The sequence below is a fragment of the Brachybacterium fresconis genome (genome assembly GCF_017876515.1).
Lineage (GTDB): Bacteria > Actinomycetota > Actinomycetes > Actinomycetales > Dermabacteraceae > Brachybacterium > Brachybacterium fresconis.
Genome location: NZ_JAGIOC010000001.1, coordinates 2,162,975 through 2,178,276 on the forward strand (window position 1 = coordinate 2,162,975; position 15,302 = coordinate 2,178,276).

Consider the following 15,302-nt stretch of genomic DNA (forward strand, 5'->3'; position numbering starts at 1 on the left):
TAGATGTGCGACGTCACTTCCCCCGCAATTCTGACCGAAAAATAAAGTCCGACCCCACAGAGAGCGAAATCCATTATGAAACTGGGATGCTCTGGAAGCGAATAACGTCCAGTCCGCCCCGAATAAGCAAGTGGAGTCAGAACCCTCCGAGATGCGAAGAGCAGACTACGCCCCGTCAACTGATACGCCGTCTCGAGTGGATCGGATCTTCCACACCGACTCGCCACGAGACAAATCCAGTGCTAAGTCACCCGTCATAGTGACTCTAGAATCAATTATCCCTAACGGTTGTGGCGCATTCGGGGCGATAAGCGTGGTAAGTCGGGACGCGCTCGAGTTTGATTCCGCGGTTAAACGGACGCCAGGCTTTAGCGTTTTCCACTTTACGCCTACCCACGCGTCCACTCGTTCATCGGCTGCCTCAATTGCGCGTAGTTTAGCACCACTACCCAGCCAGGTCATCGTCAAACTCGTTTTCGGGCCAAAGAGCCGGAATGCTCGATCTCGGAAGCGCACCTTGATCCCAGGCTCCACCTGCCAGTGCTGCACTATCGGCATCTTACTGTTTGACTCGGCAGAGTCAGACACGATCCAGCAGTCTGGCCCGGGTAAATACACTACTCGTCGCCGAACATTCGCCTCAGGATAACCGTGGTCAAGTAAGGTGAAGTCGTGCGCCGAGCTAGTCACGCTTCGCGAGACAAGCTCCACCGGTAGACGAGCGTCATGATGAGTGTTTTTAAGTAGCGCAACGTTGTGCGCTTCCCGGGAGGCAAGATAGGTCCTAGTCGCATCCTTCTTCTGATAACTATGGAATCCCGAGTCCGTCAACCACCGTGTGCCGGCTGCATAGATGTGGAGGCTCCCGCGATCTTGATGAGCGTGCGCATTAACGTGCACCCCATGCCGTATCAACATGTGCGATTCTTGATCAAGCGGACGTGACTCTCCCCAGCCACTCCGGGACATTACGTAGCCACCATCCAATACAAGCGTCGTTGCTGATGGTTTGCAACCTCGGATGCCACCTGAACTCAGAAACTCTGTCTCGCCGCTAATATCGGAGGAAACCCGGGATCGTGAGGAATCACCGATCTGAGGAATCTGACCATTTGGTAATGTCATATGAGCCAGCGCGAGAGCTCCGGAAGCAAGTCGCTTCTGAATATCTTCCGGTGGTTCGTGACCTTCTAGCTCGGCCCGCTTCCACGCCTGGGTCCACCAAAGAAGATTGAGCTGGTGATAGACGGTTGAGCCCTCGTCGTTACATCCTTGGTCGTCGAACGTCGTCATGAACTGCCTGCGCATCCTCGTGACGGCGGTTTCCAGGGCACCGGTGTCACGCAGTGTCGCGCTCACGACCAGCAATCCTACATGCTGATGCAATCCATGGTTCTTGCCAACGATGTGTGATTCATCGAGTAGCCAGTCTCTGTGGTACTTCAACAAGTCCACAAACCAATTGTCCGAGGATCCTACAAGTTGAGCGCCCAAGCTAAGTTGAATGGCACGGTTTCCGTCTGCCATGTCCTTCCACGAGAATATTGAACTTGCGCGGGAGGCGGGAACGTTTCGCTCCGCCCAATGTTGGACCACTTTGATCCACTCGTTGCGCGCGTTTTCGTCGCCCTCACATGCCGCCCACCTAAGTGGATTGAGCCATCTAAGCGTTTGATGTTGAAATTGCCAGTTTCGGTCTCCGAAGGGGTCTGCTGCCCAGTCAGTTCGATCGCCGTGCCAGACTGGATGGGGCGGCAATCTTAGTCCGCCACCCTTGTAGATTTCCAGTTGATCAACCTGATTGTCGGGCTTTGCGTATGATATTCCGAATGCCTGCCGGTCGGCTACGCCGTGGTCAAGATCGGAAGGCTGAACGACCATCAATTGTCCTTGCCTATTGTCGAAACTAAAGAACTTTTACTAGATTTCAAGGCACCGCCGAAACCAAGCTTGCTTGTCGCTGAGCTTACCAGTTCCGTGCTTACCCTGCGGATGCTGACGCCTTGGATCGCGGTCGAGCTTGACCGCGGGAGAGTTATCGTCGTGAGCAAGCGGAAGAAGTACACGTCAGAGTACCGGCGGGAGGTTGCGGCACTGGTGCTGGCTGCGGACCGACTGATCCCGCATACAGTCGGGGAGGTCGACGTGGGCGCGCTGCCGCTGAGACGCTGGGCCCAGCAAGATCGTGAGCGCCGGGGTCCGCCACTCGCACCGAATGCACCGTTGTTAGCTGAGGAATGGGAAGAGCTCAAGGATCTGCGGCGTCAGTCCACCAGCTGGAGGCGAGCAACGAGACCCCGGGAAGACAGTCACCTTCTTGGCTTCGAAGCCACCCGGGCGGGATGTTTTGAGCTGACGGACGCAGCGTAGGTGAGCGTCCAGGTCGGCCGAATGGCACGGTTGTTGAGCGTGGCCCGCCAAGGCCACGACGCCTGGCAGCGACGCCGCCAGAAGAGTCCCCGGCCCAGAGCTCAGCGGCGAGAAGCACTCGACCAGGCCGTCTGCGTGGCGTTTTATTCCTCCGATGACGTATTTGGCGCATCACGGATCACGTGCGAGCTTGCCGCCGAGGGCGTGGCACAGGCATGTCGATGCCGGCGACGACTCTCCATGATCCTGCCGCGAAGCGCGTCGCGGGTTGTACCTAGCGGCGGTAGGACGAGAGACGGCTCGGTGCGGTCGGAATCCCCTGAAAGTGTTCGTGGTGGCCGGACCGGACCGACGGCCGCCACGCGGTCGTTCGTTGGATCGAGAACGTCTACACACGTCGCTGGTTATACTCCAGCATCGACTGCACCAGCCCGGTCGCGTGCGAGAGGGCCGTCGTCCCCGACCGAGCCAAGACCGAAGAACACGCAGATTATGCTCAAGCAGATTGATCAGCCGTCAACGGCTTGCGGGCGAGTCCAAGGCTCGGGAGAACTGCACTGGCGGCCAGTGCAGCCAGAGCGTGGAACCGCGACGATCCCCATTACAACTTCATCTCGACTCCGACGGTCACCTGCTCCCCAGATTTCAGAACACTACCGTGGATGCATGATGAGTTGCGACCTCGGTCCGATGACGAGCGGGGCTGACGGCGGCAATGCCCCCGTCAGCCCGGGCACCAGTGAGGCCCTGGAGGACGAGACGGGCCCGACGCCCCCGCTGGATCCTTTCGACGGTGGAGTCGACCTGCATGTGGTCGACGAGGAGTACGTCTGAAGCGCTCTCGCCGGGTACTGTCGGAGGCCCGCCTTGCCCTCGGCCGGAAGACCCCCTCGCGCATGTTGCACGCCGTGCTCCGGGACCACGATGCTCGGCCAGCATCCACTGCCACTCTCCGACCTTGAAGGGCGCACCGCATGAAGATCCTTCTCGCGCCGAGCAATGTGGCCGACCAGTCGACGTCGATCGCGACGGGCCTGCGGAAGCTCGGACACGACGCGCAGATCTGGAACTACGGGCCGAGCCCGAACGGCTTCCGCGTCGATCGCGAGTTCAATCCCGAGACGGCTGAGGACTACTTCCGCGTGCTGGAAACCAGCATCGAGGAGCACTTCGACGTCTACCACTTCCATACGGCGCGCTCCCTGCTCCCCGCGCGAGGTAGCCTCCCCCAGATGTGGGACCTTCCTCTGCTCCGGGCCCTGGGCAAGCGGATCATCGTCTCCTTCCACGGGTCCGACGTCCGCAAGGCGAGCCACCATGTCGATGACGATCCCTGGAGCTTCTACCGCTTCGCCGACATCCCCTGCGACGAGGAGAAGATCGATACCCGGCTCGCGATCATCCGCACCTACGCCCAAGCGATGACGGTGTCCTCCGTCCTCGACCAGGTCTACGTCCCCGAGGCCGCCTATCTGCCCAAGAGCCTCGACCTCACGGCCTATCCGATGACAGCCCCGCCGAACGGACGGCGCCCCGTCGTCCTCCATGCGACGCGACGGCGCGCCACCAAGGGCACCGACATCATCGAGCAGGAGCTGGAGCGCCTGAGCCGTCGGTTCGATGTGGAGGTGCGGATCATCGAAGGGGCCGGGCACGACGAGCTGCTGCGGGAAATGGCCCAGGCGGACATCGTCGTGGAGAAGCTCCTCGGCGGCGACGCCGGTGTCCTCTCCCTGGAAGCGATGGCCCTGGGGAAAGTTGCTGTCGCCCGGATCCGGGGCGAGGTCCTCGAGCGCCATCCATCGATGCCGGTCGCGAACGCCGACCCCGAGACCTTCGGCGAGGTCATGGCTGACCTCCTGGCCTCGCCCGGACGTCGCGCCGTGCTCGGGGAAGCAGGGCGCGCGTACGTGGAAGCCGAGCATTCCGCCGAGTCCACCGGCCGGCTCCTGGAAGAGATCTACTCCTCTGCATCACCTCGGCCTGCGCGGCCCCATCCGGAGTGGGCGAGCGATCCGTCGCCGCGGCGCCTGGAGAAGGCTTACGCCCGCATCGATGCCTTGGAGACCACGGTCGCGAGGCTCCGACAGCGCCATTGATTCGCATGCGCTCCTGAGTCTGCGGCCGGGCTCCCCGTGGACCGGCGCGATTCCGGCAACGGCGGTCAGGGTCGCACGGGGTGTGCATCACCGCGAGAATCAGCCAGGAGCAGCTGATACGGCGACAGGGTCACCAACGAACCCTGATTCCGGAGCTCGACGATGTGGTCCAGGACGGCGGTCAGTTCCTCGACGCTCATCTTCCCGTCCCGGCCCAATCGCGAGGGATGCAGCATCAGCTGCAACCCGCGGCGCTTGCGCACCACGGCGTCGATCCTCCGGACGATCTCCTCGACCGGCCGTGCATCGAGGGTCACGTGGGCGAGACCATCCCGAACACGTCCGTCGAGCAGCCGCTGAGTCGTCCCGGAGACGTGTCCGGACGCCACCGCGTGGTGTGCGAGGATCGCGAGCCCCGGTGGCGTGGTCCAGTCCGCAGGTGTGGTCCCCTTTCCGAAGCCGCCGTAGTCCTCCCCCGGGATGCCCGGGGGATTGAAGCCCCAGACCCTGCCGGCGGCCGCCGGAAGCTGCTCTTCGATCTCACCGATCGACGCGACGATCTCGTCGTGGACATCCTCCGGGGTAGAGATCCCCTGGTGCGAGGCCGAGTGGTTCCACACCTCGACATGGCCCGCTCGGATCCAGTCATTCATCTCCTCGACCGTGACGCCCTCGTTCTCCCGGAGCTCCCAGTTCCTCGGGTTGTGGGCCTGGGAGACGGTGAGGCCTCGCTCGATGACGAGTGGGAGCACGTGCTGTGCGAAGTTCGCGAGTCCATGGTCGAAGCGGAGCGCGACGGCCGCGCGACCGCCGGTGTCGATCGGTCCACCGAAGGCGTGCTCGAACGAGGTCCGTCGGATCTCATGCTGGATCCATGCCTCGCCCGCGGAGAGCGTTCCGGCATCCGTCGTCATCAGTCCTTCTCGGGTCGGATCGGGAGTGTTCAGAGGAGGTCGCTGCGCAGCCCTCGCAGCGCCCAGTCCGGAGTCGGGTCCTGTGCGGCCTCGCGCACGTAGTCGAGATACTCGTGCGGCGGCGGGACGCGATGGCCTGGCCCCAAGTAAGGCGTGTGGGACGTCAGCCTGTCCGCGTTCTCAGAGGCGTGGAATGCCTCCTGGAACGGCAGGAAGTGGTTGGTGTAGTGCATGTCGTCGCCCGGGTTCTGGATCATCACCACGTCCTGGTCGAAGCCGATCCGTCGATACCGCTCGATGAGATCCATGCGCGGGGCCTGCACCGGGTCGTCGGAGACGGTGTCCCGCCCGAACAGGGCCCAGTGGGCCGTCGTCGCGATGCGCGGAACATACCGGTCGATCTGGATCTGCGGGTTGAACGACACCACCCGCGTTCCCTCGAGATACGCCGCCAGCTGCAAGGCGGCGAACCCGCCGCCGGAGTTCCCGACCAGAAGAACCTTCTCGATCCCCTTCTGGTGGGCATAGGACTCGACCATCCTGGCGAGCGTCCTGTGCAGATCCAGCTCCTCGTTGCCGACATACCAGGAGAGCATCATCCGGGAGTCCAGGTCGAGGCAGGGATCGGACAGGAACATGACCGGGCCGAGACCGAGCGTCGGCATCGTCCGCAGGCGCTCGTAGCGCGGCATGCTGAAGCGGGCCCGGTCCGTCGCCCCGTGGAAGTACACGGTCAGGACGTCCCCGGGAGCGTCGACGAAGTAGGCCGACGGGACGAGTTGTCCGCAGTCGACGCTCCAGACCGCGGGTTCCTCGAGCTCCTCAGGGAACTCTCCGGCGTCCAAGGTGGTATGGACAGGGACCGAATAACCCGGCTGCACCAGCTCCTCGTCGGCCCACCGGATGAGCGCGGACCTCCGGACGTTGCCCACCGCAGGATTCTCGGCGATCCGATCGGCGAGCTCGACGCCCGCGATATCAATCAGGGCGGAGGCGAAGGCATGATCCCGCAGTCCGGTGATGCGCAGATCCTCGCCGGCAGCAGTGAGGTCGTCGAGGCCCTTCTCGCGCGCGTCGAGCCCTCCGCCGGCGGAACGGATCTGCTCCTTGACACGTTCGATGGCACGCCTGGTCTCCAAACGCTGCTCCAGCGCCTCGGCCTCGGTGAGTTCGCCGGTGGCGGCGAGAGCGATGGTCCGAGCGATCGCCTCGTCCGGGTCGAGACCGGAGGGGACGATCGCCGACAGCTCAGGCGTGACCACCAAGGTCTCGTCGAGCTGCTTGTCCGCCATATCGACCGTGAACTCCTTGCCCGCGTGGGGCACCCTCCGTGCGCTGAACCGCTCGGGGTCCACCACATCGGAGATGACCGTCACGACCCGCGCACTGGTCCCGCTGAGAGGCACGCGAAGACGCCAGGCGATGCGCACCCCCTCGGAATCGGTGAGCTCCTCGACCGTTGATTCGTGGACCGAGCCGGTCGAGGCGAGCAGCGAGATCGTCTTGCCCTCGGCATGCAGGCGGAATCCGCCCGCGACCTCCTCGACGTGGACGTCCGGGGCGGCGATCCACTGCTGATGGGCCCGGAACTCCTGGGATGCGCGGACCATGTCGTCGACGACCAAGTAGTTGCCGGTCCGGGCGAAGATCGCGTGGCGCTGCCACTGCACGCCTCGGTGCAGAGTGTTCTTCACGACGAACCCGTCGAGCCGATCATCGGCGTAGTGCCGCACCAGCTCGGCCCCTCCGATCGCCCGATAGCGCACGCCCTCGACGTGGATGATCGAGTGGGCGTCCTCGCCGGCTGCTTCGGCGGACGGCGGATCGATGAGCCAGTCGCGGCCCTGGGAGTGGTACGTGATCCGCGAGGGGTCCCGGTGCGCCTCCCGGCTGCGCACCGGGCCGAGGATCATGCTGACGTGCGTCTCGTCGCGGGCGTCGCGCTCGGTCTCGCCCCACCCGCTGCGCAGCGACACGAGACCCTCCGGGTCGATGTGGCGGATCGAGACCGGCGGAGTACCCTCCTCTCCCCCGGTGACGACGTAGCGCGTCTGCGAGCTCTGCGCCCCGGGGACCGGGTCCGGGGACGCGTCACCCATGGGGACCAGAGCCCCGTCCGGGCTCATGGCCTGGATCCAGAAGTCCTCGCTGCGCAGGCGGTCGAAGATCGGGTGATCCGTCGGGATCTCGAGCGAGAGCAGTTCCTGCTCCCACTCCCGGGCCGTGTCCACGATGCCCGCGAGGTCCTTCGCGATCGCGTAGCCGTCCTCCTGGAACGTGTGCATCGCCGCGCGCACGGCGGTCTCCCGCAGCTGATCGTCGGAATCCCCGCGGCGATGCTGCAGCGCGAGGCGCACCTGCAGGACGCGCAGCCGACGCGCTGCCGGAGCCGCCTCCTGCTCCGACTTCTCGAGCATCTCCAGATGGCGTGGGATCGCCCCGATGGCCGAGCTCCCCGCGGGAGCGCCGAGAGCGATCACCACCGACCGCTGCTCGAGAGGGTTGCTCCCCCAGGCCGCGGATTCCGGGTTCGCCGCCGCGCTCGAGCGTGCCCAGGCCTCGAAGAGCGTCGACCAGGTGTCCTCCGCGCCGGGGACCTCGCCCCGTACACGGCGCAGGACATCGAGCCAGCGCAGCGACTGCAGCATGAGGACGTGGTTGCGCGCCAGGTCACCGGTGTCATCGAAGGTGCCGGGGTCGGTGATGGTGACGACGTCGTCGCCGAGCTTCAGCCGGCCCTTGCGCAGCGCCTCGGCCCGGGCGGCGTCCGTCGAGCGTGGGGCGAAGAAGCTCGTCTCCAGCCGCGAGGTGAGGTGCGTCCGGTCGATCGGGCTCATCGCGCGCGGACCTCCTGGGCTCGCCGGTTGAGGTCGTCGACGTGGGAGTCGATGCGGTCGATCCACAGGGCCCGGTTCAGCCAGGATTCGTGCACGGGCAGCGCCTCATCGGTTTCGATGATCGCCAGGAACTCCTCGATCTGGTCCTGCTTCAGGAACTCGGGCCACAGCCGCGGGGAGCGGAACACCTCGTGGAAGTACTCGGGGTCCGTGTCGTAGGTCGCGAGCTTGCGCTTCACGCTCCGCTTGGAGTCGGCGACCTCCGCCTTGTAGTAGCGGATATCGGACCACTGCGGCATCGCCCGCCGGACGATCTCGTCCGGGAAGACCTTGTTCACCTTGTCGTCGGGCTCGAGGTCGAAGCAGGCCCGGACGTAGGCCGGTCCCGACAGCATGATCGCGGCCATGGAGCCGAGCGCCTGATTGCCCCAGCGACGGAACTTCTCGGTCAGGTAGAGGTAGTCCAGCGAAGCGATGTCGGGACGCCCATGGGCCTTCGCTCGCTCGTAGTACTGGTCGAAGACGCCCTCGAGGGCACCGTGCGAGGTCTCGGTGGCCAGCTTTCCGCGGAAGGCTCTCGACGCGTAGGCGACCGGGTGCGGGAGCTTGGCGAGGCGCTCGTAGTCACCCGGGCGGTGGTAGTAGTACCCGTGCATGATCTCGCCGCCGACGCCGCCGATGCTCAGGGCCGCGGATCGGCCCGGGATCCGCGTGTTCGACTTGATGTTGGTGGGGGCGGCGTCGCCGTCCCACATGGCGAAGGCGTTGGCGAAGCGCTCCTCGAGGGACATGGTGATCCCGCCGGGGGTCGGGATCGTCACGTCGTGCCGGATCTCCTGGTCGGAGTTCTCGGAGCCCGCGAAGGTCGCCATCAGCTCCTGGGCGATCTCGGCCTCCGCCTCGAGCGTTCCGAGAGTCATGACACGCGCGCTGCTGCCACCGCTCAACCAGATCGAGGACGTCATCCGCGAGTCGCGACCGCCGCTGAGATACAACGTGGGGGTCTTGACGCTCAGGGCATCGAGGTTGCGGGCGATGATGCGGGTCTGATCGATGACGCCGTCGTAGTCCGGCCGGTCGGGGCGCTGACCGACCAGCTCGGTGAGGTCGGTGTGCTCGCGGAAGCTGACGTCGCCGCTCGGACCGATGTCGAGACAGGTGGACTCCCGCAAGCGGCGGATGCCGCGGATCGGCGAGTCGTCGAGCATGAACCATCCCGCGAGCACATACCGTCCCACCGCCTCCCGATCGACCTCGGCGGGGCCGTCCAGGAAATGCGTGAGGATGCCGATGTGGTTGGAGGCGGCCACGAAATCGTCGGTGATGACGTAGTAGCAGCGGCCCAGCCCGAGGGTATCGGCCCAGACGCGCACCGAGCCGTCGGAGCTGCGATGGACGCCGAAGTGGTTGGGCAGGAGCCGGACCATCTCACCGCGTCGGACCATCGGGGCGAGCTCGTCCCAGTAGGTCTCCGCGGAGGTGTCGTGGTCGACGGGGATGGGCGGCTGGGAGACCGCGATGATCTCCGAGCCGTCCTTGTGCCAGGTGGAGGGCTTCCAGGCGCCCTCCATCCGGTCCGCGTTGAACAGGGCGACGCGACCGTCGGAGAACTGGTGGTCCACGGCCTCGCCGAAGACGGTTCGAGCGTCCTCGACGACCGCACGGAAGAGATGGGGAAGGCGCTCGCGTGCCGCCGAGTTCCGGGCGGCACAGACGAAGTTGATATTCACGGCGAAGGGTCCTTTCGTCGCTTGGAGCAGGGGAAGCGTCGGCCCCGATCGAGGCGTTGAAGGGTGGGCTGGCCTCAGTCGAGGCGCAGGCGGGTGTCGACGGAGGCGCGGGTATCGATCGGGAAGGTGAAGCCCACCGACCAGGTCGGCTCCATGGAGCGGTCCTGGCGCGAGCGCCATCCCCGCATCGGCTCGTCCTGGCCGCGCACTGGTTCGACCAGGGTGCCCGGACCGGCGATCGAGAGCCGGACGGTCCTGCCCTCCACGGTCGAGACGAAGACGACCTCCTCGCTGGTGGAGTCGAGCTGGAAATGGCCCGCCACGTTGAACCAGAGGGTTCCCTCGCGCGTCTCCGGGGACTGCGCGAACACGGAGTCCTTGATCAGGAGCTCCTCCCCCGGCGTGTAGACCACCCGGCGGCGGTGGATGTAGTCCGCGTGGTGGACGCGGGCGGAGAGGTCGAACACGCCGTCCTCGGTCCGGAGGCATTCACCCAGGCCGCTCCCGTAGGGCTTGCGGGTCCTGCGGTCCTGATCCTGCCCGTCCATCATCAACGTGTTGTGGGCCATGGTGCCCTCGACGTACTGCCGCTCGGGAGCTGCGTAGTAGAAGCCCTCACGGCGCAGCGGGGAATCGGGCGGCAGCAGGTCGCCGTAGCCGAAGCGCCCGCCGTCGGTGAGGATCTGCTGGCCCTTGTCGTACCAGACGACGTTGAGGTCGTCGGCGTGCTTGTGGGCCCGCGAGTGGAAGGCGGCGCTGAAAGCGAGATACCCGCTGTTCGCCAAGGTTCCGGGACCGTCGGGCTGCGGGGACCGCACGAAGGCGTAGCCGCCGTCGCCGTAGGCCGCCAGCTCCTGGGTGGGGCGTTCGCCCTCGGCTCCGTCGGAGAGCAGGTACTGCGTCTGGGGGTCGATCGACTGCGACTCGTCCTTGACGATCCGGGTCTCCGGGGAGTCCCCGAACTGGACGAGAGTGCCGTCGGGCTGGATCATCCACCCGAGCACGTGCGCCGCACGCTCGACCCGACCCTTGACCTCCTCGTCGTCGATGAGACCGTCGTTGACCGCGAGCTCGAAGGAGTTCAGCAGCATCCGGTGGTAATCGGGAGAGTGCTCGAGGTGGACACCGTCCGGTGCGAACTGCGACTCGGCCATCTGCGCGAGGCGAGCTCTCCCCTCGGTCCCTGTGACCCGTGCGTCCGGGAACATCCACGCGTACTTGGCGGCGTGGACCTGCGAGACCGCCGTGTAGAAGCCGTGGTTGTTGTTGGGGTTGAAGGCACGGTCCTGGTGCAGCTCGTCCAGATGCCAGGCGACCGCCTGAGCGAGGACGACGGCATCGTCGCGCAGCTCCGGGACGCGCGCGGCGCGCAGTGTGAGGGCGAGGAGCCGCGGTGTGCGCAGGGACTGCGACATGTCGTACCACGCCATCGGGTCGTCCTCGTCCTCGGCGGCCCGGTGGATCTCGATCCAGCCGACAGCGATGCGCACCGCCTCCCGGAGCCATTGGGCGTCCCCGGACTCGTCGTACGCCCGCAGCAGCGGATCCATGAACTCCCACGCGTGCAGGTGGAAGCCCCACGAGCGGTGCTCGTTCCCGTAGTGCGCCCAGTCCTCGATGCGTGCGACGGGGACCGGCTCGAACTTCGCGAAGCGCCAACCGGTCTCGAGGATCGACTCGGGGCTCTGGCGGATGTCCTGGATGGTGAACCAGCCCTTGAGGGCGGGCAGATCAGCGGTCGAGAGCTGCTCGAGGAGCTCACCGGGGTTCATGCCGCGCTGATCGAGGGCCAGCTCGGACTCGAGGTGCAGATTCTCCGGACCGTCGTAGCCCAGTTTCTTGTAGATGCGGTAGTACTCGTTCACGTTCCTGTCCCACGATCGATGGTTCCGGACCCAGCGAGCAGCCTTCTCGCCGAGCTCCTGGCGTCGTGCGGGATCGGCGATCAGCGCAGCGATCTTGAGGGCCAGGTCGTCCGCCGAACCGGCGCGGAAGGTCTCGACCGCACCGGACTGGTCGGCGATCTCTTGGAGGGCGCCGACATCGGAGAGGATCACGGAGCGCCCCGTGGAGAAGGCCTCGAAGGGCTTGAGAGGCGTCACCAGATCCGCGACCTTGGACTCCTTCCTCGGGACCACGAACAGATCGATCAGCCCGTAGTACCGCAGGATGTCCTCGTGCGGGACCCGCCCTGTGAAGAAGACGTTCTCGATCCCCTTCCGCTCGACGTGGGCCTTGAGGGTGTCCAGATAGTCGCCGTCACCCACCAGTAGCAGGCACATGGGCGTGGCCGACTGCACCGCGGCGAGGTGGTAGCCGTCGATGAGGGTGTCGATGCCCTCGTACTCCACGATCGAGGAGATGTACCCGACCACGACGGCGTCCTCGGGCAGCCCGATCTCCGCGGCCAGCTCCCGGTCCGCGTCCTGGACGGGGAAGTTCGCGGCTTCCACGGCGTTGGGGACGATCGAGACCTCTTCGCCGGCGATGCGACCGCCCGCCGACTCGAGGATGTGGTCACGCATTACCTCGGCGAGGGTGAAGACGTGATCGGGAAGGAGCCTCGCCATCTCCTCCGCATGCTTGCGCAGCTCGTAGGCCGCCGGCATGCCGTAGATGCTGAACATCATCTCGGCACCCTGGGTCCAGCTGTTCGCGGTGACGGTGCGCGAGAGCCACGACTCCTCCCAGAATCCGCGGGACTCGTAGACCGTGGGGATCCCGTACTTCTTGCCGACCACGCTGACGATCAGCGCGTTGAAGAAGTCCGACTGCGCGTGGAGGACGCTCGGGCGCACCTGCTGGACGAGCTCGGCGAGCCCGACCATGTTCACGCGCAGCCATTCGTCGATGAGCATCTCGTTGCGCTGAGGGCCCGGCAGCAGGAAGTAGTCGATGCCCTGGTGGGTGTACTGCTCGATGTTCTCGACCGTGCGATCGGTGATCCCGGCCTGACCGACGATCGCGATCGGGAGGCCCTGACGCGCCTGGGCGAGGGCCGTGTACTGGGTGCGCAGCGTATAGCCGGTCTGCGTCTCCGGGAGCACCCGGCCGACCATGTGGAGGATCGGGCCCTGGCGGTCGTGGGCCGTACCATCGGGGAGTTCGGTGGTGACGAGCGCGGGCTGGGAGAACAGGTCGATCTCGTGCTGGATCTTCGCCACGGCGTTCGCGTCGTTCTCGCGCTGCGACTTCTCGTGCACCTTGGTCACGACCGTCGACGCGAGATCCCAGTACCCGGCCGCACGGTAGAAGCGGTAGAGCGCCCGCAGGGTGGTCAGGCTCTGCTTGTCCACCACGTCGTAGTGCTCGATCAGCGGACGGAGCTGCAGGAACTCCTCGCGCTTGAGGTAGTCGGTGAAGAGGCGCGCGGCCTGGCTCTTCGTCAGAAGCGTCCGAGGATCACGGCCGAGCTGGATCGCCGATTCGAAGGACGTGCGCAAGGCGGTCTTCGTGGTCATGCGCACCTCCTTCACGCTCGCCTCGACGGAGTCCAGGAATCCTGCCGGCACGCGTGCACGGAGGGTCCTCAGGTCCTTGCGGATCGCTTCGAGGCGGGTCTTGCCAGCATCCTGACCGGAGCGGAGGCGCCGGACATCCTTCTGGAGCTCATCGGTGACGTGCTCTCCCCGATCGAGGCGGGCTCCCACCCCGTCGAGCCCCTGGGCAGCGACCACGAGGTCGGCGCGGATCCCGTCGACGCCGCGCGAGAGACCGTAGATCCGGTTCGCACCGTCCTCGATCCGCTCGTCATGACCGGAGATCCGTTCCTCGTGCCCGGTGAACAGCCCGGTGTGCTCGTCGAGGCGGTCGGACGCTGTCCCCAGCCCGTCGTCGAGCGCGTCGGTGCGGTCTCCCAGCGCCGCGGACCGTGTCTCGAGGTTCTTCGTGCGCGTCGCCAGCCGATCGTTGGCGGACGAGAAGTGGCCGACGACCTTCAGGACGACCACGCACAGGCCCACCACGAGCGCGATGCCGAGCAGGCCCGCGATGATCGCCACGATCCACGAGCCCAGCCCGGCCGCGACCGTCATCAGCACGAGGACGAGTATCGCCCCCGCGCCCCCGAGGATGGTCGCGTTGCGCAGCTTCGACCTCATCGCTCGCCTCCTGCTTTCGGCTTCTCAGTGGTCACGGTCGTCCCTCCCGGTCAGATGTCTCAGGCCGTGTGCCCGCGGAAGTCCTCCGGCTGACCGGCCGTGCCGAACTTCCATCGGATCGCCTCCACGGTGCGGCGTGCTGCGTCCCCGTCGCCGTAGGGGTTCACCGCGTTCGCCATCGCGGAGTACGCCTCGGGGGAATCGAGCAGGAGCGAGACCTCGTCGACCAGGCGCTGGCGGTGCGTGCCGATCAGCTTGACGGTCCCGGCGACCACGGCCTCCGGCCGCTCGGTGTTCTCGCGCATCACGAGAACGGGCTTGCCGAGGCTGGGAGCCTCTTCCTGCACGCCGCCGGAGTCCGTGAGCACGATGTCGGCCAGGCTGAGAGCCCGCGTGAACTGCGCATAGGCCAAGGGCTCGATGAGCACGACGTTGTCCAGGCCCTCCACCGCAGGCTTGATGGCGGAGCGGACCTTCGGGTTCTTGTGGATCGGGAACACGATCGTCAGCGCCGGGTACTTCGCGGCGAGGTCCGCCACCGCCGTGCCGATGTCCTCCATCGCCGTGCCGAGGTTCTCCCGCCGGTGCGCCGTGACCAGCAGGACCGGGCCGATGTTCCCAGCAGCCTTCTTCTGCTGCAGCTCCTCGAGCCGCGGGTCGTCGAAGGTCACGTCCACGTTCCGGGTCGCGAAGAGCAAGGTATCGATCACGCTGTTGCCCGTGATGACGATGTCGTTCTCGCTGACGTCCTCCCGGGTCAGGTTCGCCTTGCTGGTCGAGGTCGGCGCCAGGTGCAGAGCGGCGATCTGGCTGGTGAGCTTGCGGTTCGCCTCCTCGGGGAAGGGCGAGTTGATGTCACCCGAGCGCAATCCCGCCTCGAGGTGCACCACGGGGATCTGGCGGTTGAACGACGCCACGGCCGCACCCATCACGGTGGACGTGTCGCCCTGGACGATCACGGCGTCGGGCTGTTCCTTCTCCAGGATCTCGTCGACCCCGGAGATCACCTTGGCCACGATCCCGTTCAGGCTCTGGCCGGCGCTCATGATGTCCATGTCGTGATCTGGCACGATGCCGAACATGGTGTTGACCTGGTCGAGCATCTCGCGGTGCTGGCCCGTGACGACGATGATGTTCTGGAGATCGTCGGCGTTCTCGATCGCCTTGATGATCGGGGCGACCTTGATCGCCTCGGGCCGGGTGCCATAGATCGTCATGATGTTCTTGGCCATGGGGAGCTCCATCTTCAGGG

At 65.7% G+C, this 15,302-nt stretch carries 9 protein-coding genes; 3 read left to right on the forward strand and 6 right to left on the reverse strand.

Going from position 1 to position 15,302, the window contains the following annotated elements; all coding sequences use genetic code 11:
- Positions 1-165 precede the first annotated feature (165 nt).
- Complete coding sequence (locus tag JOF44_RS21255; RefSeq protein ID WP_209890377.1) at positions 166-1,881, reverse strand: heparinase II/III domain-containing protein; 1,716 nt, start codon at positions 1,879-1,881, stop codon at positions 166-168.
- Between JOF44_RS21255 and JOF44_RS09825 the strand changes: the two genes are divergently transcribed.
- The 3 genes from JOF44_RS09825 to JOF44_RS09835 all read left to right on the forward strand — a co-directional run bounded on the left by JOF44_RS09825 (position 1,852) and on the right by JOF44_RS09835 (position 4,469).
- Complete coding sequence (locus JOF44_RS09825) at positions 1,852-2,370, forward strand: transposase (RefSeq protein WP_209896284.1); 519 nt, start codon at positions 1,852-1,854, stop codon at positions 2,368-2,370. The two genes, JOF44_RS21255 and JOF44_RS09825, sit on opposite strands and share 30 nt — an antisense overlap.
- A gap of 666 nt (positions 2,371-3,036) precedes the next feature.
- Complete coding sequence (locus tag JOF44_RS09830; RefSeq protein ID WP_209890380.1) at positions 3,037-3,204, forward strand: hypothetical protein; 168 nt, start codon at positions 3,037-3,039, stop codon at positions 3,202-3,204.
- A gap of 140 nt (positions 3,205-3,344) precedes the next feature.
- On the forward strand, positions 3,345-4,469 hold the full coding sequence (locus JOF44_RS09835; protein WP_209890383.1) for a glycosyltransferase family 4 protein: 1,125 nt from the start codon (positions 3,345-3,347) through the stop codon (positions 4,467-4,469).
- Positions 4,470-4,534: 65 nt separating this feature from the next.
- Here the strand turns inward: JOF44_RS09835 and JOF44_RS09840 are convergent, their stop codons facing one another.
- From JOF44_RS09840 to wecB, 5 genes are all read right to left on the reverse strand, one after another.
- Positions 4,535-5,383, reverse strand: coding sequence for a polysaccharide deacetylase family protein (locus tag JOF44_RS09840; RefSeq protein WP_209890385.1), 849 nt, complete (start codon positions 5,381-5,383; stop codon positions 4,535-4,537).
- Between the two features lie 29 nt (positions 5,384-5,412).
- Positions 5,413-8,220: a hypothetical protein gene (locus tag JOF44_RS09845; protein WP_209890388.1), complete on the reverse strand. Its 2,808-nt coding sequence runs from the start codon at positions 8,218-8,220 to the stop codon at positions 5,413-5,415.
- Positions 8,217-9,950 carry an asparagine synthetase B family protein gene (locus JOF44_RS09850; RefSeq protein ID WP_209890391.1) on the reverse strand — a complete coding sequence of 578 codons (1,734 nt, stop codon included), beginning with the start codon at positions 9,948-9,950 and terminating at the stop codon, positions 8,217-8,219. Before JOF44_RS09850 ends, JOF44_RS09845 begins: the two co-directional genes overlap by 4 nt.
- Before the next feature lie 74 nt (positions 9,951-10,024).
- Positions 10,025-14,050 carry a glycosyltransferase gene (locus JOF44_RS09855; RefSeq protein ID WP_209890394.1) on the reverse strand — a complete coding sequence of 1,342 codons (4,026 nt, stop codon included), beginning with the start codon at positions 14,048-14,050 and terminating at the stop codon, positions 10,025-10,027.
- 59 nt (positions 14,051-14,109) lie between these two features.
- A complete protein-coding gene (wecB, locus tag JOF44_RS09860; RefSeq protein ID WP_209890397.1) occupies positions 14,110-15,282 on the reverse strand; it encodes a non-hydrolyzing UDP-N-acetylglucosamine 2-epimerase in 1,173 nt (390 codons plus the stop codon).
- Positions 15,283-15,302: the final 20 nt, after the last annotated feature.